We start from the raw sequence: 20,101 nt of genomic DNA, 5'->3' as shown, positions 1-20,101 counted from the left end.
TAAGGAGTATTATGCCAGATCCGATTATGTACCAAGAGGATGGTTATGTGGTTCTCCGTCACGACCAACCCGAACAGATCATGGAGTCAGACGAAATTCGACAGTTTTTTAGGGATTTATTTACGAAACAGCCCGACCTTTTGCCTTCTGAACTCGCAACTTTATCGACCGACGCTCAAATTACAAAACTCCTTGAAGATTATTGTGAGCTAGAAATTCCCGACGGTTTTTTGCAGTGGTATGCAGTTCGCTTTGAAAAGTAATCGGTTGGGTCTGGTAACTCCATCGGTGTAGAGCAGGACTAGCGGGCGATCGCCACTAAAATAAAAGAAAGTCTTCAATCGGGTAGGTTTACGATGACGACAACGCTACGAATTCAGCACGAAACTATGCCTCTAACTGTTTCGCTGCCTGCTAGTAAACCGATGAGTCGCGAAGAGTTTTATGACTTTTGCCTTGCTAACCGCGATCTACGTATTGAACGTACTGCCACAGGAGAAGTGATTGTCATGCCCCCGGCGCTTGCGGATATTGGCAATCGCAACTTTAACTTAGCTGCTTATTTATGGGTTTGGAGTGAGCAGGATGGTACAGGATTAGGATTTGATTCTAGTGCTGGATTCACCTTGCCGAATGGGGCAATGCGATCGCCGGATGCGTCGTGGATGAAGCAGGAGAAATGGGATGCATTGTCAGAAGAAGAAAAAGCCTCTTTTGCGCCAGTCTGTCCAGATTTTGTGATGGAGCTACGGTCAAAAAGCGACACTCTCAAAGGTCTACAAGCCAAGATGGAAGAGTATCTGGAAAATGGCGTTTCTTTAGGTTGGCTGATTGATCGCCGCAACAAGACAGTGCACATCTATCGTCCCAATCAAACACCACAAATCCTTGAAAATCCTGATGTTGTAAATGGTGATCCAGAATTACCAAACTTTCAGTTATCCATGGCAAAAATTTGGTGAAGCTCTGCGGCTAAGGCTAATTAATTTAGCTTCGTTAATTGATCGATTAGGGCAAAGCGAATATCGCCTTGTTCTGAAACTAAAGTAAGTTCTGGATTATCAGTATTTAGAAAATCTAAGCCTGTTTCTTTACCCGAAATCAGAAATTCTACAGTGGCAACGCGATAAGTTTGCGAAATATCGAGGGGGCGATCGCCGATCAGCCAGTTTTGAGTATCAGGATCTTGGGAAACGCCTGCTGTCTGTAAAAAACCGCCAGAACCACGATTGGCTAAACCTTGATTGAGAACCCGTTCGAGGAGTGCCCCAGACATTTCGACGGTGACAATATCGCCCCCAAAGGGCAGCACCCGAATCACATCATATTGCGTGATAATGCCCGGCGGTAACACATCATCAATGCGAATCGAGCCGCTGTTAAATATAGATAAATCGACATTTTCCCCAACACTGAAAACCGCATCAGCAATCAAGTTTGTCAGTCCAGTCTGACCATTACGCACTGAACTCTCTAAACCATCTAAGGCCACAGTACTGTTGGCAATGATCGCCCCCGGGTCAAAACCACTTGCCCGAAATCCTTCAAATGCTCTCTGCTCCCAATAGTCCACCACTTTTGCGGTGTCTGGATCAAGGGCGATCGCCTCAGTGACAGGTTTAATGTGGGAATTAATGATTAGCTCATCTGTGTCGGTGTCATAGCTTAGCCTATGGATATAGACCGTGCGAGCATTAGCATCCGCTTTAAAAATCGGCGTAAAATCTTTGCCGCGCCATTGCTGAATATTTTCGTGCTCATGCCCCCCTAAGATAATGTCAATTTCAGGAATATTTTCCGCAAGATATTGATCCTCTGCCAAAGCTAAATGTGTGAGAGCGACAATCACATCAGTTTCATCTTTAATCGCCGCTACATCCGCTTTCATTTTCTCTATCGGATCAAGATAAGACACATAGGAAGCCGGGTTACTCGGTATCGTCGTACCCACAAAACCGACTCGAATAGTTTCCCCTGTTTCCCCTTCAATGGTTCTAATCACATAGTCCGGCACATTATTCCACCTTTCTCCCGCCACATCTCGCACATTTCCCGAAAGCCATTGAAAGCGTGACTCCGCTAGGCGATCGCGAAATTGTGCTTCTGTAATATCAAACTCGTGATTCCCAAAGGTCGCTAAATCTAGACCCATGGCATTCAACACCCCGACCATCTGCTGACCCGCTAGGCGATCGCCCCCTACCTTTGCCGTACCAAGAGCCGAAGGACTAAAAAAATCTCCCGCCATCACCGTCAAAGTATTTTCATTCTCCACCAATAAATCTTTCCGGATGGTCGCCACTCGCGCCAGTCCCGCCTCAGTCCCACCAGCTAACGTTGAAATTTCGTAAACATCATTCATCTGCAAAATCTGAAACCGAATTTCCTCCGCCACACCCTGGGGGACACCAACAAGCCATCCAAAAACAATGAGAGGCAGAACAGCAGCTTGACTCAGCCCAAAACTCCAACGCACCATAACACCGGTATTTTTTAATTTAGCGTCTTGATCATCCTATTTTCTGAGGTAGAGACATACACCCTGTAACATCACTTGACAAAAAGAGCCCTTTAACAGTGACACCCAAGCAAAAAATCACAAGCATCCACAGAAAACCCAAGAACCCTTTAACAAAAGGAGATTAAGCACTTTAAAAGCTCCTGAAAACAACATGTGATCTTGATCACAGAATATTCAAGTCACAATCACTGTAATAATTTGTAATAATTTGTTATATTGGTTTACATAGACAACACACAGGAAACAACCCATGACTAGCCGATACGCACAACAAGGATTCATCGCCACTGATGACGGTTACACAAACACCTTTGCCCTCGAGCCTACCGTTTATGTAGATGCAGAGAACACAGCCGGTTGGACGAAGTATGCCGAAAAACTCAATGGTCGTTTGGCCATGGTTGGTTTCGTTGCCATGATTGCAACCGAGCTCATTGGTGGCGACACTCTCATCAACCTCCTGTTCCAACTCTAAATTCCAAGATTTCGGGATTCTAAATCCCCAATTTTTTCGAAGTATTTAAGCCATAGCGAGGATAAAAATATGTTTGCATCTTTAGTCGTCGGATTACGCCAACTCATGGGTAACAGCCGTTTCAACCAAATTCGAGGTAAAGCCATTGGTCTACACTGCAAGGTAATCTCCAATTTCTGTAACTTCATTGGTATTGACTCTAAAGAGCGTCAAAATCTTATTCGCCTTGCCCGTAACAATGGTAAGCAGCTTGGTTTTATGGCTTAAATCTGCGATTTTAATTGACGATTTTTAGTTTTCAACTTGTAAATTTCCTCTCCTCTCAACAACAAAATTGACTCCAGTCCCCAATGTCGCTGTGCCGCGTGTTGGGGATTTTTTTGTGATGTACATCACTGGCGATCGCCACATAGATCCGGTGAAGACTGTAATATCAACGAGTTTCGTTACTGATAAAGTTCATAGAACAAGGTTGATGAAGTCACTTTCTTTTTTTTGCTATGGTCGAATAATTAAATACATAGAGACGAGTAACTATAGAGACGAGTAACTTTTCTTTCTCCAACAACAAAAGATTTTAGTCTCTTTATTTGACATGGTGATGATATCTGTTAAGCGCAGCTCATCATTATTAGCCAGAGAAGAAGGCAAAATCTTTTGATTTATTTCTTTTTACAAGATCACAAAAGCTTTTTATCATAGAGCTTAGTTAGACAACAATTATAAAATAGAGAACCTCCACTTTTTATCGGAGGTTTTTTGCGTTAAAAAGAATAAATTCTTGTACAAAACAACGATTAAGCAAATATTTCTTTCGAAAAAAGTTCCTAAACTAACTATATTTTTATCTTAAAGAAATCGATTTTAAATTACGCCAAATTACCGAGAAGGCCAATTGATAAATTACGCTATTTACCCAATATTATTCACATCAGTTATCACTATACTAATAAGTAGGAAAGAAATTGATGAGCCCTGAATGCTTCGAGAGTAGCTGTTCAGGGCTTTTTATTGGCGAAAAATAACTAGGCATAAAATATTTATGCTCCGTTTTTTTGAGATAGAATTTAAACCTGATTAATTCTTTTCCAAGGTTTATCAACTAGACTCTTTTTTTATCTAAAAATCTGTCAACCCTAGAGTGGCAAAAAGATCTTTGATTAATCTATTCTCAAAAAAAGTATCTGGCGTATTTGTTCTGATTGTATAGGTATTTTGAATAAGAATTCGACGGTTTTTCTGAGGGTTTCAGTGGTCATTAAAGGGTGATTTTGTCTATCAATAGGATGTGGTAAACCTGTCACTTTAGTATCCAATGGTTAACTGGCGCATGATTTGGTTAAAGTCTTGGAGATTAAAGTCTCTGGGTAAATAGGCATCGGCCAACTGTTGTTTTTCTAAGGGGCTTTTGTACTGGACGAGAACAATGGGGGTGTGTTTGGTCTGGGGATGCTTTTTGAGAGACTGACAGGTTTTTTTTGCTAGGGTTGGTGCTTCGTTCAGGGCAATGATGATCAGTAAAATGGTTGACTCTTGGGTCAACTCAAAAATTTGTTGTAGATTGCGAGGAAAATTTGCTGTAACCAATGGATGATGTCTCAGAAACTGTGTTAGTTTCGATTTTTGTTTAGGCTGATTTGTGATGATACAGACATTGGCTGACATGGGATTGTGTCTGGGTAGCTTTACTCCAGTACTCGATTCTGGGGGCGACCATCCGGAAATACTTAGTTCATTTTTATGAGGCTAGGACATTACTTTGGCGCGGTGGAGGAGGCGATCGCCTTGCATGTAGCCAACATTTTGAATTGTGACGGGATCGCCAGTTTGGGTATCAAATCCGCCTTTAACGAGTTGGTGAATTTGGGGATCGTACTCGACAGTTTCGCCGACTGAGCCGATGGGAGTGACATGCCAACTTTCGAGGAGTTGATCAAAAGGTTTTGCTAGGGCGACTAGGGTTTTGGCTGGAAAATCGGGGTTCTCTTGGGCGGCTTTGGCGGCGGCTGACCATTGTAAAAGCCAAGATTCTAGCTGCTCAAGGGCGGCTTGTTGCCATTGTTGCTGGAGCGTATTTTTTTGTTGCTCAAAGGTTTGTTCGAGGCGATTGTATTCGGCTTTGAGGGCTGTGATTTCGGGGCTTTCTAAGGCTTCTATTTGCTGTTCTATTTCGTCGGTCGGGAGTTCTGGTTCTGGGGTTGAAGGGGCTGGCGATCGCCCAACATTAGCGTCAAAGTCCATGGGCTGCACTGCAATGGGGAGGAATGCTCCTAAAAAATCATCCACGCTTAGTTCAAAATATTGGGCTAATTTCACTAGGTCGGCGATCGGTAAGGCGCAAATCAAACCTTGACCCAAACGGTAAATTTGTCGTTCTGCAACTCCCGTCGCTGCTGCCAGTTGTGACTCTGAGGTAAGGCCTTTCTCTGCCATTAACCGCTGCAACTGCTCACCACTTAAATTGTCCATTGCCTGCGTCATTCCTTACTCTAAACACTCAAATCTCTAACCTTCGTCCATCACAAAAATTGACTGGTCAGTTTTTTAGCATTTTCCCCTGTGCCATCGACAAAACCGCTATTTTGTTTGCGAAACGTTAAAAAGTATCACAGGTTACGAAAACCTGAATCTCTAAAGAAAACCGGATGTGCCTATTTTGTGGCTGAAAAATCTTGATATGCTGATTTTGATTTAGAGCAGCGACGACGACGTTAAACAAGAGTATGAACTTTAAGCGCATCTGGGCGATCGCCACTAACTGTTTTCGTGAAGTGATTCGCGATCGTATTTTGTATTTCCTTGGCTTTTATGCTTTGACCTTCGGCATTGCCGTGAGGATTTTACCAGATATTTCGGCGACGGCGGGCGACAAAATTGTGGTGGATTTTGGTCTGGGAATGATCGGTATTTTAAGTGTTTTGGTGGCCATTTTTGTGGGTACAGGGCTGGTCAACAAAGAAATTGAGAAACGTACGATTTTGGTTTTAATTCCCAAACCGATTAGCCGTGCAGAATTAATTATCGGCAAACATATTGGCTTGTCGGCGGTGATTGGGGTGATGTTGGCGGTGATGGTGGTCATTTATTTTGGCTTTCTCACTTGGGCGGATCGACCGTTTTTTGCGGGGCCAATTTTGGTATCGATCGCCTATTTATTTTTGGAGTTGATGTTGATTGTGGCGGTGGCGATCGCCTTTGGTGTGTTTACCAGTTCGCTTTTGGCAACGCTCTTATCTTTCGGGGTTTATCTCGTTGGCCACTTTAGTACGGATTTAGTGAAGCTCGGTGAACTGAGTGAAAACGCCGGTGTGCAATGGATTACAGAAAATCTCTATACGATTTTGCCGGATTTATCGCGGCTGAACTTCCGCAATGATGTGGTGTACGGTGTGATTCCCGATGGCAATACCCTATTGTTTAGTGCCATCTATGGCATTGTCTATGTGGTGCTCTTGCAGGCGATCGCCATTTACGTTTTAAGTCGCCGGCAATTTTAGTGATTGCAGCGTTTTTGTCTCAGGATAGTTGCACTGGGGGTACTGGTAAAGTCACAATACCTTTGGTTGGGCAGGAGCAAAATGTAATGACGACAAAACTAGACAACTTGATTCGCATGGCAGAGGATGAGCTGACGGAATATAGCTCTGATGCCCGCAAAATTGAAAAATTACGCCGTAAATTTGCGTTAGGTCTCAATCTGCGGCAAATTGAAGCCCTCAAGGCGGAACTCGTTGAGCAAATGCCCAAGGGTTTTTTCGCGAACTTAATCGAAGATAATCGTCAGTCGGTGGCATTGCCATTTTGGGGTATTGCGGGTTTAGGTTTGTTGTTTGGGATTTCTTTGCGACAGCCCCTTGATTTTATTGCGCCAGCCTTGGCTATTCCCGCCGCCATTCAAGTGCAACGGTGGGGTTGGCAACTAGAAGCGAAGCGCCTTGTGCTCAAAACTTTTGAGGAGTTAGAAGAGCGGATAAAAAATCCTGAGAAAATCAAGTAATTTGAGTCTTTCTTTCAAGGGAGATTAATTTACCTAAAGCCCGTGACCTATCGAAACCCCTTCCGGTCTTCGACCCCCTTCCCCAAGGAAGGATTTTAGTCCAGAGATTTGATACGCAGCAAAGACAAAGGCGATCGCCGACAAGCATGGCTTTAAACTTCAACAACCTCAACAGCCTGTGGGCATCGGTAATGGTGGAAACCCTAGCGCAGTTGGGGTTAAAAAGTGCGATTATTTGCCCCGGCTCCCGCTCGACACCCCTCACCGTCGCCCTCGCCCGACACCCTGATATTGAAGCGATTCCCGTCCTCGATGAGCGTTCGGCAGGTTTTTGGGCATTAGGATTGGCAAAAGCTTCGGGCATCCCAACCGTTTTGGTTTGTACGTCGGGGACAGCGGGCGCGAATTTTTACCCAGCAGTCATCGAAGCCCGCTACAGTCACGTACCGCTAATCGTTTTAACGGGCGATCGCCCCCCAGAATTACGGCAATGTTCCTCTGGTCAAACCATTAATCAGATCAATCTTTTTGGTGAGTTTGCCCAATTTTTTAGTGAAATGGCAACCCCCGTCGCGCGCTTAGAAATGCTCCAATATGCTCGCCAAACAATGGTGCAAGCTTGGCGAAAATCGCTGTTTCCCCAATGCGGTGTTGCCCATCTCAACTGCCCCTTTCGTGACCCATTACCGCCAAATATTCTAGATAATTCCGTTGATTTTTTACGAAACCAAATCGACCCAGTTCTCTTTTTTCAAAATATTACTTCTCCTACACCATCGCAACTTTTGTCGCTGCATTTACCCGTCGAGCAGTGGGAAGGAAAAAAAGGGATTATCATCGCGGGCGTTGATCAGCCTGACAATCCGAAAAACTATACAGCGGCGATCGCTACTCTTTCACAAACTCTCGGCTACCCGGTGTTGGCAGAGGCTCTTTCACCCCTCAGAAACTTTGCTGATTTTGAACTTATTACAACCTATGATTTCATTCTGAGGAATTCTGATAGTGCTGAGGCGTTATTGCCAGAAGTTGTGATTCAAATCGGTGCATTGCCAACGAGTAAAACCTTAAGAGCTTGGCTACAAAAAGATCAAATTCCAACTTGGGTGATCTCGCCAAATTCCGATAATCTTGACCCGTTACACCGTCCTACTCACACACTTTCAACATCTATTGAGCAGATTTCACAAGTACTTTCAAACAATCAAAAATCTCACTCTGACTATGCCCAGAAATGGCAATTTTATCAGCAGCAAACATTAGTGGCGATCGCCAAATCTTTCCGTACTGAACCAAATTTCATAGAGGCAAAAGTGGCATGGTTACTCTCTCAATATTTGCCAGAAAAGAGCTCTATCTTTTTTGCCAATAGTATGACCGTGCGTTATGCCGAATTTTTTTGGCAGCAAAATAAAAGACAAATCCAGCCCTATTTCAATCGCGGTGCCAATGGCATTGACGGGACGCTATCCACGGCGATCGCCTTAGCCCACAGCAACAATGATAGACCTTGTGTTTTGCTCACTGGCGATTTGGCGCTACTGCATGATACCAATGGATTTTTGACAGTCTCCCAATGCTCTGGCTCCCTGACAATTATTGTGGTGAATAACAATGGTGGTGGCATTTTTGAAATGTTACCGATCGCCACCGTCGATGATGTCTTTGAAGAATATTTCGTTACACCACAACTACCCAGCCTAGAAAAATTAGCGGCAACTTACGCAATAAATTATCAAAAAATAACCGATGAAAGTGCCTTGGTTTCAGTGCTTTCAAATTTACCTAAACAAGGCATGCAATTAATTGAAATTCTCGGCGATCGCCAACGAGATACCCAATGGCTGAAAGCATTATTTCAGATATTTCAATAGCTGACTTTTTTAAAGGAAATTAAAGTTGATTTTCCTTGATGAGATGCTGGATTTTATCCATTTCATCCTCCGTTAAAACAGGCTCAGCTCCCATACTCTGGCGATACATTTTTAGATATTCCCCCGCAGGGTTGTACCAGCTAAAATCAGTGCGCATTGCCCGTTGTTGCAGCTTTTTCCATTCATCTTTATACCGAAAACTTTCCCACGCCCGCACCATGCAAGTGTACATATCGAGGGGTTCGTAACGATCAAAAGCAAAACCTGTACCCGTCTGCTCAATGGGATCATGAAAAGCAACCGTATCAACTAAGCCGCCAGTACGACGCACAATGGGAATCGAACCATAACGCATCGCCATCATTTGACTGATTCCACAAGGTTCAAAGCGGGACGGCATGAGATAAACATCAGAACCCGCATAAATACGCCGCGATAAACCATCGTTATACAACAGCTGCACCGACATCCGTCCCTTATGGCGATAGGCCATTTGCCATAGCTGGGTCTCATAGTGGCGATCGCCAGTTCCCAAAATAACGAGCTGGGCATCAGTGTAGGACATAAACTGCTCAAGGATTTGCATCAGGAGATCAATGCCCTTTTGCTCGACGAGGCGGGTCACCATGGCCATCAAAAAAGCTTTTTTGTTGACTGTCAGGCCGACCTCTTCCTGTAACGCAACCTTATTGGCGGCTCGATCATCTAACGTTTCACTCGAAAATGTTTGGGGGATGTAGGTATCGGTGCTCGGATTGTAACGCTCCGCATCAATCCCATTCACAATGCCGCGACTTTTACCGCTAATCCAAGATAATAAGCCTTCTAATTTTTCGCCGTACAGCTTTGTTTTAATTTGTTCCGCATAGGTCGGTGAAACGGTATTCACTTGATTGGCAAACATTAACGCCGATGCCATGGCATTGTCACCATCCATATACCAAGGACACCACGTTGTCTGTTCTAGAAAACCGCGACCGGGGCCCTGATAGGCGAGATTGTGAATGGTAAAAACAGAGCTAATGTCCGGAGACTGGTGCATCCAAACAGGGATCATACCTGTGTGCCAGTCGTGGCAATGGACAATTTGGGGTTTCCAGTGGTTCCAAATAAATTCTGCCGCACCGTTGGAGAAAAAGGTAAATCGCCAATATTCGTCCATACCGCCATAGATGCCGCAATGATCAAAAGCGGGATGACCAAATAAATATAACGGCACGTCGCTATCGGGCAGGGTTGTTTCGTAGACAGCAAAATCATTAAACATTGCTGTTCCCCACCAAACTGGCTCTGATGGCAACTCCATTTTTTGGTTGAGGAAGCCATAGTAGGGCATAAAAATACGAACATCATGCCCTAATTGCCGTAGTGCCTTGGGGAGTGCGCCCACAACATCACCCATTCCCCCCGCTTTTGCGATGGGAGTAGCTTCGGCAGATACGAACAAGATACGCATAGGGGCTGTCTCGGAATGGAATGTTCTGTTAGAGCGTATCATTCACTCAGACAAAAGCAATAGAGAATTGCTAAATTTCGATTAACGGCCTAAAAATTGCTGGATTTGTTGTTGGTAAATGTCCGGGCTTTCTAACATTGGAAAATGTCCAACTCCCGGAATTTCTGTGTATTGAAAGTTGGGATTGAGGGCGATCGCCGCCTTTGCCTGTTCGGCGGGGATAATCTGATCATTTTCTCCCGACAAAAATAATGTCGGACATTGGATCTGTTTGAAAGCGGCGGGTAAACGGGTCACCATGTCTTTGTTTACGGCGGCAACCAGTGTTCCAGCAGCAGCAGCGCCATCGGCAGCAAGATAATCGGCTAAAAACTGTTGGCGATCGCCCTTATTAATGGGACGCTTCAGAAAACGGGCGATCGCAATGCGATCCATAAAAGGCACAGCGGCGAGCCAAGGAAACCGAAATTTAACGATACCCTTACCAATTTTTTGAAAGATGGCAAAAGCCCGCTCATTGTAGCTAAAAACACCATTGCAGTTCAGGATTAACCGTTCAACTTGCTCAGGATATTTTTCCGTAAATAAAGCGGCGATGGAAGCACCCATTGAATGGGCGTTGAGCACTAACGGTGTTGAAATGTTTAGCGCGCGAATCAGTTCAGCTAAATCTAGCGCGTACTCTTGTAGGGCAAAATCACCTTGATAATTGGCGGGTAGCGGCGATCGCCCAAAACCTTTTAAATCATAGATCAGACAATCATACTGGGCGCTAAATTGCCGTGCTGTTTCCTGCCAATACTGACTAGAGCCACCCCAACCATGCACAAATAACATCGTTGGTTTAGTTTCAGAACTATCCTGCTGCAGCCACTCAAAATAATGGGAAACGCCGCGCACTTCAACCTTTGCCATACTGCGTAATTCCTAAGCAGATTCAGGCTTGGGGAGAGAAGAAGGATGGAGTAGAAGTTCCGCTGTCGAGCGTTTTTCGACCATTTCTTGGGTGATCTTACAACGTCGTAAATCTTCCCGCGATGGAATTTCATACATAACATCGAGCATGAGTTCTTCAACAATGCCCCGTAGCGCCCTTGCCCCTGTTTTGCGTCGGTAAGCCTCTTGGGCGATCGCCTGTACCGCAGCAGGTTCAAACTCTAGCTCAACATTATCCATCTTCAGCAACTTACAATACTGCTTGACAATGGCATTTTTCGGCTTCGTTAAAATTTCGATGAGGGTATCTTCATCCAGAGAATTAAGTGAGGCCATCACCGGAATGCGCCCCGTAAATTCAGGAATCATACCGTACTTAACGAGGTCTTCCGAGGAAAGATGTTGCAGCAATTCGGCAGTCCGTTCTTCCTTCTTCGAACCCTCTTCACCAGGCCGCACAAAGCCCATACTTTTTTTCCCGACACGGCGCTCAATCACCTTATCGAGTCCAACAAAAGCACCGCCGCAGATAAACAGAATATTTTTGGTGTCAATCTGAATGCAGTCTTGATAGGGATGTTTGCGCCCACCCTGGGGAGGCACATTGGCGATCGTGCCTTCGAGCATCTTTAGGAGAGCTTGCTGAACGCCTTCTCCAGAAACATCACGGGTAATGGAGGGATTTTCGCTCTTACGGGCAATCTTATCGATTTCGTCAATGTAGATAATGCCACGCTGGGCTTCTTCTACGTCAAGGTCTGCCACCTGCAATAGGCGCAGCAGAATATTTTCGACATCCTCGCCAACATAACCCGCTTCAGTTAAAGTGGTCGCATCTGCCACAGCGAAGGGCACATCCAAGATTTGGGCTAAAGTCTGCGCCAACAGCGTTTTACCGCAGCCAGTGGGGCCAATTAATAAAATATTGGATTTATTTAGTTCAATGCCATCGGTAGCCGGTTCTGGATCTTCTTCGTCTGGCAGCAAACTAAGGCGTTTGTAATGGTTGTAGACCGCCACGGATAATACCTTTTTGGCTTCGCTTTGACCAATGACATGTTCGTCGAGGTACTCTTTGATTTCCCGTGGCTTGGGAATATCTTCAAATTTGATCTTTGGGGGCGGACTTTTCTGCTGATTTTTTTCCGGCGATCGCGCCACACTAGGGGGCATGCCTGCCGCGTTTTCCATCAACTCTTCATCAAGAATCTCATTGCAAAGCTCTACGCATTCATCGCAAATATAAACGCCCGGTCCAGCAATTAGCTTTCGGACTTGCTCTTGGGACTTGCCACAAAAAGAGCATTTAAGGTGGGAGTCATATTTAGACATAAAGTTTTTCGTAGAGCCTCTTGGTCAAGATGGGCAATAAGGTTTAAGTAGCGTCCGGGGTAATAACCTTGTCAATGAGGCCATACTCGCAGGCTTCTTCCGCTGACATATAAAAGTCGCGCTCAGTATCTTCCGCCACTTTATCAAATGGTTGACTTGTATGGTCAGCAATTAAAGAATTCAACTTTTCTTTAATGTATAAAATCTCTTTAGCCTGAATCTCAATATCAACAGCTTGACCTTGAGCACCGCCCAAAGGCTGGTGAATCATGACGCGCGAGCTAGGCAAAGCCATGCGCTTCCCTTTTGTACCACCGGACAAGAGAAAAGCACCCATGCTGGCGGCAATCCCGTAACAAATTGTCACGACATCGGGGCGAATCTGCTGCATCGTATCGTAAATAGCCATCCCCGCATAGACAGAGCCACCGGGGGAGTTGATATAAATCTGAATATCTTTCTCGGCATCTTCTGCATCAAGAAATAGTAGCTGTGCCACGATGGAGTCGGCCACGGTATCGTCAATGGCGCTACCTAGGAAAATAATTCTTTCCCGCAGCAGGCGCGAGTATAAATCAAAGGCACGTTCGCCCATTCCAGATTGTTCGACAACCATCGGCACAACAGCGCTACCCATGGAAAATGCGTAGGGGTTAGATTTGCTGAGTAAGCTCTGGTAGGAGGTGAGTGACTGAACCATAGTGGTGCGATCGCCTAATAAAAATCAAAAAACGAGTTGAAATCAAATTTGGTTTACAAAATCGTAAAACCCATCACCATGATAGCGACAAGCGGAATATACTGCATTACTTTGACCCCAGTCGCTCCACTGATTTTCTTTAGGTGACAGCACCCAGACTAAAGACGCGTCCAATGATTTCTTCAATAGGTGGATCATTGATACTCAAATCCAAAACAGGTAGCTGTTCTAAAATTTGTGAGATTTGACTGGTTAATTGTTCTTGTTTAACGAGAAAACAAATTTCTTGGCCATTGATACTTTCCACTTCTCCAAAGCGAGTGAGCTGCTCTCGGCTATAAACATTTGCCAGCTCAACTTTCACTTCGCGATAGGGCGAAAAATCGCTCAGGAGCTGATCGAGGCTACCGTCGTAAATTAATTGTCCTTGGTGAATGAGTAAAACCCGTTCACACAGGGCTGTAATGTCAGCCATATAGTGACTGGTTAATAAAATTGTTGCGCCGTAGCGTTGGTTATATTCCCGCAGGAAATTTCGCACGGCCACTTGGGCATTCACATCTAGTCCGAGGGTCGGCTCGTCCAGGAACAGGACTTTGGGGTGGTGGAGTAGGGCGGCGAGGAGTTCGGCTTTCATGCGTTCGCCGAGGGAAAGCTTGCGAATGGGCTGGGTCAGTTTGCTGTCTAGGGAAAGCATCGCACTGAGTTCGGTTAAGCGTTCTTGGAAAATATTTTCTGGAATATCGTAGATGGCGGCATTGATGCGCAAGGAATCAAGGGCGGGTAAATCCCAGAGGAGTTGTTGTTTTTGCCCCATGACTAAACTAATTTTGCGCAGAAAGCTAGATTGGCGACGGAATGGTGTTGCTCCGGCGACTTTTACTTGTCCCTGGGAGGGATGGATTAAGCCGGTGAGCATTTTAAGGGTTGTGGTTTTTCCGGCACCGTTGGGGCCAAGGAAACCGACCATTTCGCCGGGCTGGATGTGAAATGAAATATTTTCGACGGCTTTAATGTGGCGATACCGCCGTTTAAAGAAGTGCTGGATCGTACCTTTAAGACCGGGTTCTTTGAGGGCAACGGGATAGGTTTTGCTCAGTTGCTCAACTGCAATGATGGACATGGGGCACTCCGAAAGGGCGATCGCCGTATTTATTAGATATTTGTGGGTTATTGATGGGAACTAAGATTGCGCCCCAAAATGAAACGCACAAGAAATTATAAAGCAGAGACAAGTTGCCTCTGCTCGTATTAAGCCATTGATGGGCTGAGTTTCAAGTCACCTTAGATTTCTTCCGCGGCTAGGGCTGGACTCCGTTCCATAATGGTCGCTTTGTAGGGAATCACTCCGGTTTCTACACTCCCCAAACAGCGGGCTGCGCCGAGGGAAAGGTCTAGGTTACGGGGGGCAATGTAGGGACCGCGATCATTTAATCGAATAATGACGCTTTTCTGATTGTCGAGATTTGTCACTTTCAAAAAAGTGTCGAGGGGCATGGAGGGATGTGCTGCGGTAAAGGCGTACTGGTCATAGATTTCACCATTGGCTGTTAGGCGACCATGAAAATAGGGGCCATACCAAGAAGCTAGACCATCGAGGGCTTGGCTTGTTTCTTCAATTTGATACATGTTCGTCTGGGCTGTGATCAAATCTAAGGCTGGTACACCAAAGGCGAGGCGTAAATTATTTGCCCAACGGATGGCGAGAATTTCGTAGTTTTTGATGTCTTCGCGGGTAATGGTTTCGTCAATGACAAATAGTATTTGTTCTCCCATGGCGATCGCCGGCTGTTCTTGGTGCAGCTTCGGCGTAATCGCTGTGGCGTTAAACACTTCTGTTTCCACTAGGCGCTCTAAACGCTGGGCTAACAGGTTGGCTTTCTCTTGGGAACGAACGGTTGCCACCAAATTCCCCTTGACCCAAACTTCATAATCAGATTCTAGGGGCGCTGCCACCGCCTGGGGGCGATCGCTGACGAACCGAGCAGTTTCGGCATTAGATGCGGTTTGGGACGGTGCATTATTCGTGGGATTGGCCATGGGCTTACTCACCACTGCCACGGGGCTAGTTGCCACTGGCTCTGCTTGGGCTAAACGTTCAAGGCCAACAAGGCGCAGTAATCTCTGGACAAAGCTAGAAACAAAGTTGGAAAATCTAGAGGGTGTCGGGGCTTTAATCTTTGCTGTCGCGATCGCCTCAGGGCGTGCCGTTGTTTCTGTCACCAACTGACATAGAGGATTTTCTGCTAACCTCTCACGCTGGGACGCAAGCTCTGCTTCTGCAAGGACGGTTTCACCGCCGAGGGAGCCCTTTGTTTGGTCAACATTTGACTCGGCTGCTGCGGGTGACTGGAGCGTAGCCACAACATCCGCGGTGTGATTTCTGTCGAAGCGATTATGGGACTTTGACGGAGGCTCCATCGTGGCGATCGCCGGCACAGGGACAAACTCAGTCGCCGTGACAATCATAGAAACCCCTAAACCAGACAGAAATCCCGTCAGTTTTGATAAGCGCATAAACAAGTGGAATTTTAAAATTCAGAGAAAGTATTGTGATACTGCAATCCCGATGTTTTAAAACATTAGGTAGAGAGCTATCAATGCAAGTAAAATTTGTTTCAGTCTAAAGTTTTATAACCCAACAATTCCTGTGGAAAACCGGGCGATCCCCGACCTTAATGGTACAAAATACCTATATCGCGGACTTCCACAACCTAAAAAAAAAAGCTAAATTTCCTGATAGATAGGGGTTTGCTCGCCAATAAAGAAGATCAGGCTAAAGCGCCTATTATGATTTCTTATTTAAAAGCTTTGCTGATTGTTTGAACTAAAATCAATAAGCAAATCAAATATTCTTGCGTCGTCTTTTGTTCTTTTGAATACAGTCGTCTTTATAAAAAATCATCCTTTAGAGGGAGATGAATCACTTAAGTTCTGATCAAGAAGCTTTTTTGCGTGGGTTAATGTCGGGCTTGAGGCCGGGACAAATTGAGTTGGCGCAGTGGCAAGCTGGGGCAATGGCAATTTCGGCAGTACCGGGTTCCGGGAAGTCCCATGCCTTGGCGATCGCCGCCGTGATGACCTTGGCGCGACAGCAACTGCACCAGCAAAAACAGTTAGTGGTGGTGACCTTTACGCGGTCGGCAGCGAGCAGTATTAAACAGAAAATTTGTGCTTATCTCAAGGCGGCGCGGTTACCGGCAGTGGGCTTTACGGTGCAAACGCTCCACGGGCTGGCCTTACAGATTGCGAGTCGCCATCCGGAAGTTTCAGGGCTGGACTTAGAACGGGTGACCTTAACCCATACCCACGCCAGTCATCCAGTGATGCAGGAGGCGGTCGAGCTATGGATTCAAGAAAATGAGGGGCTGTTTCAAGGTTTATTGGCAGGTAAGCAGGAGGATCAGGAGGAGACGGAACGGCTGAGGCGGCAGTTTGCCCTTAGGACAGAAATCTTGCCACAGTTGGCACAAACGGTGATCCATGAGGCGAAAAGCTCTAATTTGCAGCCTGCTGAGCTGGCCTATTTGGGAGATCTCAGGGGCGATCGCTACTCCTTGATGACGGTGGCCGCAGGTTTATACGAAAAATATCAACAGCTCATGTGCCTGCGTAATTTGATTGATTATGACGACATGATTTTAGGGGCTTTGCGAGTTTTAGAGGTGGAGGAGTTACAGGATCTTTGGCAAACTCAGATTTATGGGGTTTTTGAGGATGAGGCGCAGGATTCGAGTCCCCTCCAGGAAAAGCTTTTATCGCTTCTCGCTGGCGATCGCGTGGCGGGGAAAACGAATTTGGTGCGGGTGGGGGATCCCAATCAGGCGATTAATTCCACTTTTACACCAGCCGATCCCTTTTATTTCAACCGCTTTTGTGAAGAGGTCTATTGTGCTGAAATTCAGCAGGCGGGACGGTCGAGTCAAACCATCATTACAGCGGCCAATCAACTATTGTCTTGGGCAGGGGGACAATCAAGCCCTGAGCGGCGTGCCTATCGTCTGCAAGATATTACCCCTGTGGCAGCGGATGATCCGCAACGGAATGCTAATCCTGCACCGACAGGGCAAGGGGTTGAAATTGAGCAACCGGACAATATTTACCAAACGGTTGAGTTAATCGGCGATCGCCTAGAAAAGCTATTCACAGAAAATCCTGACCATAATGCCGCAATTTTGGTGCGTCGTCACCGCCAAGGGAAATTTATCGCAGACATTTTAAAGGAAAGATTTCGCCACAGTGCTTTTGGGATGTATGAAGCCCAAGAGGGAAATAATCATAGCCAGATCCCTGCTGAAATTTATGCCATTTTGCGATTTCTCGACCGCCCCCATTCCCCCGATTGTCTCCGGGATGCGCTCCAAGTATTAGGCGATCGCCAGCAAATTGCCACCCAAGATTTAAGTCGCCTTGCCGCTTACCCCGAAAAATTCCTCTACCCCGCTCCCCTCGACCCGCTACCAGACCAACCGCAAATCCTTGAAGCACAGGCACTATGCGATCGCCTTTTGCAAGCCCGTTGGGAATTACCACACCATCAACTCATTCCTTTTTTGGCAATGACCCTCGACTACCGAGCAACAGAGTTGGCAACAGTGCAAAAATTATCCGAACATATTGCCCAAACAGTCACAGACAAAAAATCCCTCCAGCAGACCCTCAGTATTTTGCAAGAGCTAATACGAGACGGCTTTAAAGATATTGATGAAGATAGCGAGTCTGTTTATACAAAAAAAAATCAAGTGACCATTTTGACCATGCACAAGTCAAAGGGGTTGGATTGGGATTATGTCTTTGTGCCGTTCCTCCACGAAGATGAAATCTCCGGAGCCGGATGGGTTCCCAATGCCGCTAAATTTTTAGGCGATTACACCTTAGCAGAGGTCGCCCGTGCCCAAATTCGGCAGTTTGTCCACCGACAAGAACACACTGCTTCGCGGCAAAACTTTTCTGATGCTGCGGCTGCTTGGCAGGAAGCCCAGCAACTCAAACAGGAAGAGGAATATCGTTTACTATATGTGGCCATGACCCGCGCTAAACGTTTGCTCTGGCTATCAGCCGCGAAGGAAACTGCTTTTTCATGGAGTGTGTTTAAACCGCATCAAAGCTCCCTAAAAACTAAAGAAATGAGCCGTGCCTTGCAATACCTACGAGCACAACAGTAAATGACGCTGGTTTGGCTTGAGGGATTACATCTGCAATTTTTAGGGAGATGGGGAGACGCGGGAATGATAGGTGAATTTAAGAGTTGCAGCGACTAAACTTGATGGCGAAACGGATTGTCAAATCATGCTGGCATCTGCACCCAGAGACTATCGGGAATGGCTTCAAAAAACACTGGTGTTTTGCCTTTCATTTCTCCGTCTAATACTAATTGTTGGGGCGGGTCTGTTTGAATGGTGACTGTGGGAGTCCGTAGAGAAGTCACCGCCGGATGCTGCGCTTCGTTGTCCTGGAGAGCTGATTGAAAGAGTTCGTAAGATGCGCTCAAAACTCCTAGTACAGGGTCATCTGCGGCAGGCATGGTTAAAATTGTCACATCTAATAGGCCGTCTTTGCCTGAGACTGTTTTGGTTCCCTGCGCCAAAATAGAAGTGCTTGGGGCAAGGTTTGCCACGGTGATTGCTAGTACATTTTTGTATTCTGCTTGGCGATCGCCGCAGTCAAGGGAAGCACTGAAAGACTGCAATTGCTTTAACTGTTTCACTGCCGTTGCAAGGTAGGCCAGCACACCAAATTTCTGCTTTGTTTCACGGTCAGTTTGATCAATGGTGGCAGCTTCTAAGCCAATGCCGGCTAACAAGGTCATAAAGTCCCCTTGACAGGTCGCCCCATCAATTTTTTGAGGTTGCCCCGATAAGACGACATCACAGGCTTTACTAATATCTGTGGGTAAATTTAATGCTGCCGCGAAAGCGTTAGCTGTACCCCGTGGAATGACAGCCATCGGAACATCGGTATTTGTCAAGAGAGAAGCAACTTGGGACACAGTCCCGTCACCGCCAGCAGCAATCACCAACTCAGCTCCTTCTCGAATGGCTTCTTCCGTAATCGCGGCAGCGCTTTTATCCTGCGCTGTAAATCGAATATCGAGCGCTACATGATCGATAAGCTGTGCTCGAATTTTTTCGAGGTCTTGGGGGGCATTTCCTGAGCCTGAAACGGGATTGAACACTAGGCAAACTTTTTTCATGGAGCCTCCGATGATGAGCTTTAAAGTACGGTGGCGATCGCCTGTTCTAATTCCAGTTGAGATAAATCTGTGACGATAAAAACCTCTTGTACAGACTTTCCCTTGCGGGCGATGACCTTAAAGCCACCGCGCAGGGGCACAGATACCCGCAATTTGAGCTTGGGGATATTGCCTTTCGCCCGACCAAGAGCCCCCGGCGTAATGGTGCGAATACCTTGGTAGCCCACCAACTTTTTGAGGATCGGAATTAAACCATCAAGGTGGGTGGAATGGTTCCAGACTAAGCGACCAGACTCATCAGAACTATTCATTTAAGCCGCCTCTAGGGGAGCCATCGTTAAACCCGCGCGACGCAACTGTTGATGATAGAGCTCTGCAGGTTCTTGGGGGCCAACCCAAACGATCGCCTGGCCGTCAAAATGCACTTGATTCGTTAAATCCCAGGCGCGATCGCTGGTCATATTGGGAATATAAGTCATCAGAGCTTCCGCTACACCTTGAAAGGTATTGACATCGTCATTGAGTACAATCACCTTAAAGTTTGGATAAGGCTTACGGATGGTTTTACTTGCGCTTTCTGGAGTGAGAGTCGGAGCCGTTGCCATAGAAATGCGTCA

General features: G+C 46.1%; 20 protein-coding genes. 8 read left to right on the top strand and 12 right to left on the bottom strand.

Annotation, left to right across the window (positions count from 1 at the left end; genetic code table 11):
* The first annotated feature begins 11 nt into the window (after positions 1-11).
* Both NIES208_RS08730 and NIES208_RS08725 read left to right on the top strand, forming a co-directional pair.
* Entirely contained in the window at positions 12-263 is a 252-nt protein-coding gene (locus NIES208_RS08730; protein ID WP_075891796.1) for a CRR7 family NDH-1 assembly protein, read from the top strand.
* Positions 264-356: 93 nt separating this feature from the next.
* Positions 357-962: a Uma2 family endonuclease gene (locus NIES208_RS08725; protein WP_075891794.1), complete on the top strand. Its 606-nt coding sequence runs from the start codon at positions 357-359 to the stop codon at positions 960-962.
* Positions 963-982: 20 nt separating this feature from the next.
* On the opposite strand, the gene NIES208_RS08720 is transcribed toward NIES208_RS08725, so the two are convergent.
* A complete protein-coding gene (locus tag NIES208_RS08720) occupies positions 983-2,479 on the bottom strand; it encodes a bifunctional metallophosphatase/5'-nucleotidase (RefSeq protein WP_075891792.1) in 1,497 nt (498 codons plus the stop codon).
* A gap of 292 nt (positions 2,480-2,771) precedes the next feature.
* Between NIES208_RS08720 and NIES208_RS08715 the strand changes: the two genes are divergently transcribed.
* Both NIES208_RS08715 and pgr5 read left to right on the top strand, forming a co-directional pair.
* Entirely contained in the window at positions 2,772-2,996 is a 225-nt protein-coding gene (locus tag NIES208_RS08715; protein ID WP_075891790.1) for a chlorophyll a/b-binding protein, read from the top strand.
* A gap of 69 nt (positions 2,997-3,065) precedes the next feature.
* On the top strand, positions 3,066-3,263 hold the full coding sequence (gene pgr5, locus NIES208_RS08710; protein WP_075891788.1) for a cyclic electron transport protein PGR5: 198 nt from the start codon (positions 3,066-3,068) through the stop codon (positions 3,261-3,263).
* Positions 3,264-4,301: 1,038 nt separating this feature from the next.
* On the opposite strand, the gene NIES208_RS08705 is transcribed toward pgr5, so the two are convergent.
* On the bottom strand, positions 4,302-4,583 hold the full coding sequence (locus NIES208_RS08705; RefSeq protein ID WP_139325020.1) for a hypothetical protein: 282 nt from the start codon (positions 4,581-4,583) through the stop codon (positions 4,302-4,304).
* A gap of 159 nt (positions 4,584-4,742) precedes the next feature.
* Positions 4,743-5,477, bottom strand: a complete 735-nt coding sequence (grpE, locus tag NIES208_RS08700) for a nucleotide exchange factor GrpE (protein ID WP_225875279.1) — start codon at positions 5,475-5,477, stop codon at positions 4,743-4,745.
* A gap of 242 nt (positions 5,478-5,719) precedes the next feature.
* Between grpE and NIES208_RS08695 the strand changes: the two genes are divergently transcribed.
* The 3 genes from NIES208_RS08695 to menD all read left to right on the top strand — a co-directional run bounded on the left by NIES208_RS08695 (position 5,720) and on the right by menD (position 8,867).
* Positions 5,720-6,493, top strand: a complete 774-nt coding sequence (locus NIES208_RS08695; protein ID WP_075891784.1) for an ABC transporter permease — start codon at positions 5,720-5,722, stop codon at positions 6,491-6,493.
* 86 nt (positions 6,494-6,579) lie between these two features.
* The gene (locus NIES208_RS08690; RefSeq protein ID WP_075891834.1) at positions 6,580-6,993 is read left to right on the top strand and encodes a hypothetical protein; all 414 of its coding nucleotides are present in this window, start codon (positions 6,580-6,582) and stop codon (positions 6,991-6,993) included.
* Between the two features lie 146 nt (positions 6,994-7,139).
* Complete coding sequence (gene menD, locus NIES208_RS08685; RefSeq protein ID WP_075891782.1) at positions 7,140-8,867, top strand: 2-succinyl-5-enolpyruvyl-6-hydroxy-3-cyclohexene-1-carboxylic-acid synthase; 1,728 nt, start codon at positions 7,140-7,142, stop codon at positions 8,865-8,867.
* 19 nt (positions 8,868-8,886) lie between these two features.
* On the opposite strand, the gene glgA is transcribed toward menD, so the two are convergent.
* From glgA to NIES208_RS08655, 6 genes are all read right to left on the bottom strand, one after another.
* On the bottom strand, positions 8,887-10,323 hold the full coding sequence (gene glgA, locus NIES208_RS08680) for a glycogen synthase GlgA (RefSeq protein ID WP_075891780.1): 1,437 nt from the start codon (positions 10,321-10,323) through the stop codon (positions 8,887-8,889).
* A gap of 81 nt (positions 10,324-10,404) precedes the next feature.
* The gene (locus NIES208_RS08675; RefSeq protein ID WP_075891778.1) at positions 10,405-11,238 is read right to left on the bottom strand and encodes an alpha/beta fold hydrolase; all 834 of its coding nucleotides are present in this window, start codon (positions 11,236-11,238) and stop codon (positions 10,405-10,407) included.
* A gap of 12 nt (positions 11,239-11,250) precedes the next feature.
* Positions 11,251-12,591, bottom strand: coding sequence for an ATP-dependent protease ATP-binding subunit ClpX (clpX, locus tag NIES208_RS08670; RefSeq protein ID WP_075891776.1), 1,341 nt, complete (start codon positions 12,589-12,591; stop codon positions 11,251-11,253).
* Positions 12,592-12,634: 43 nt separating this feature from the next.
* Positions 12,635-13,291: an ATP-dependent Clp endopeptidase proteolytic subunit ClpP gene (clpP, locus tag NIES208_RS08665; RefSeq protein WP_075891774.1), complete on the bottom strand. Its 657-nt coding sequence runs from the start codon at positions 13,289-13,291 to the stop codon at positions 12,635-12,637.
* A 139-nt stretch (positions 13,292-13,430) separates the two neighbouring features.
* A complete protein-coding gene (locus NIES208_RS08660) occupies positions 13,431-14,414 on the bottom strand; it encodes an ABC transporter ATP-binding protein (protein WP_075891772.1) in 984 nt (327 codons plus the stop codon).
* 161 nt (positions 14,415-14,575) lie between these two features.
* Entirely contained in the window at positions 14,576-15,808 is a 1,233-nt protein-coding gene (locus NIES208_RS08655) for a septal ring lytic transglycosylase RlpA family protein (RefSeq protein WP_075891770.1), read from the bottom strand.
* A gap of 401 nt (positions 15,809-16,209) precedes the next feature.
* Here NIES208_RS08655 and NIES208_RS08650 point away from each other — a divergent pair, with 401 nt between their 5' ends.
* A complete protein-coding gene (locus NIES208_RS08650; protein WP_075891768.1) occupies positions 16,210-18,456 on the top strand; it encodes an ATP-dependent helicase in 2,247 nt (748 codons plus the stop codon).
* Between the two features lie 122 nt (positions 18,457-18,578).
* Here NIES208_RS08650 and NIES208_RS08645 read toward each other — a convergent pair whose 3' ends face one another.
* Genes NIES208_RS08645 through clpS form a run of 3 tightly spaced genes read right to left on the bottom strand, consistent with a single transcriptional unit; the run spans position 18,579 to position 20,089 of the window.
* A complete protein-coding gene (locus NIES208_RS08645) occupies positions 18,579-19,484 on the bottom strand; it encodes a YegS/Rv2252/BmrU family lipid kinase (RefSeq protein ID WP_075891766.1) in 906 nt (301 codons plus the stop codon).
* 20 nt (positions 19,485-19,504) lie between these two features.
* Complete coding sequence (locus NIES208_RS08640) at positions 19,505-19,795, bottom strand: DUF2103 domain-containing protein (RefSeq protein WP_075891764.1); 291 nt, start codon at positions 19,793-19,795, stop codon at positions 19,505-19,507.
* Positions 19,796-20,089, bottom strand: a complete 294-nt coding sequence (gene clpS / locus NIES208_RS08635; RefSeq protein WP_075891762.1) for an ATP-dependent Clp protease adapter ClpS — start codon at positions 20,087-20,089, stop codon at positions 19,796-19,798.
* Between the last annotated feature and the right edge of the window lie 12 nt (positions 20,090-20,101).

The organism is [Limnothrix rosea] IAM M-220, assembly GCF_001904615.1.
Classification (GTDB): Bacteria; Cyanobacteriota; Cyanobacteriia; order Cyanobacteriales; family MRBY01; genus MRBY01.
Note: the sequence above shows the minus strand (reverse complement) of the source record. Positions and strands in the feature narration are given on the sequence as shown.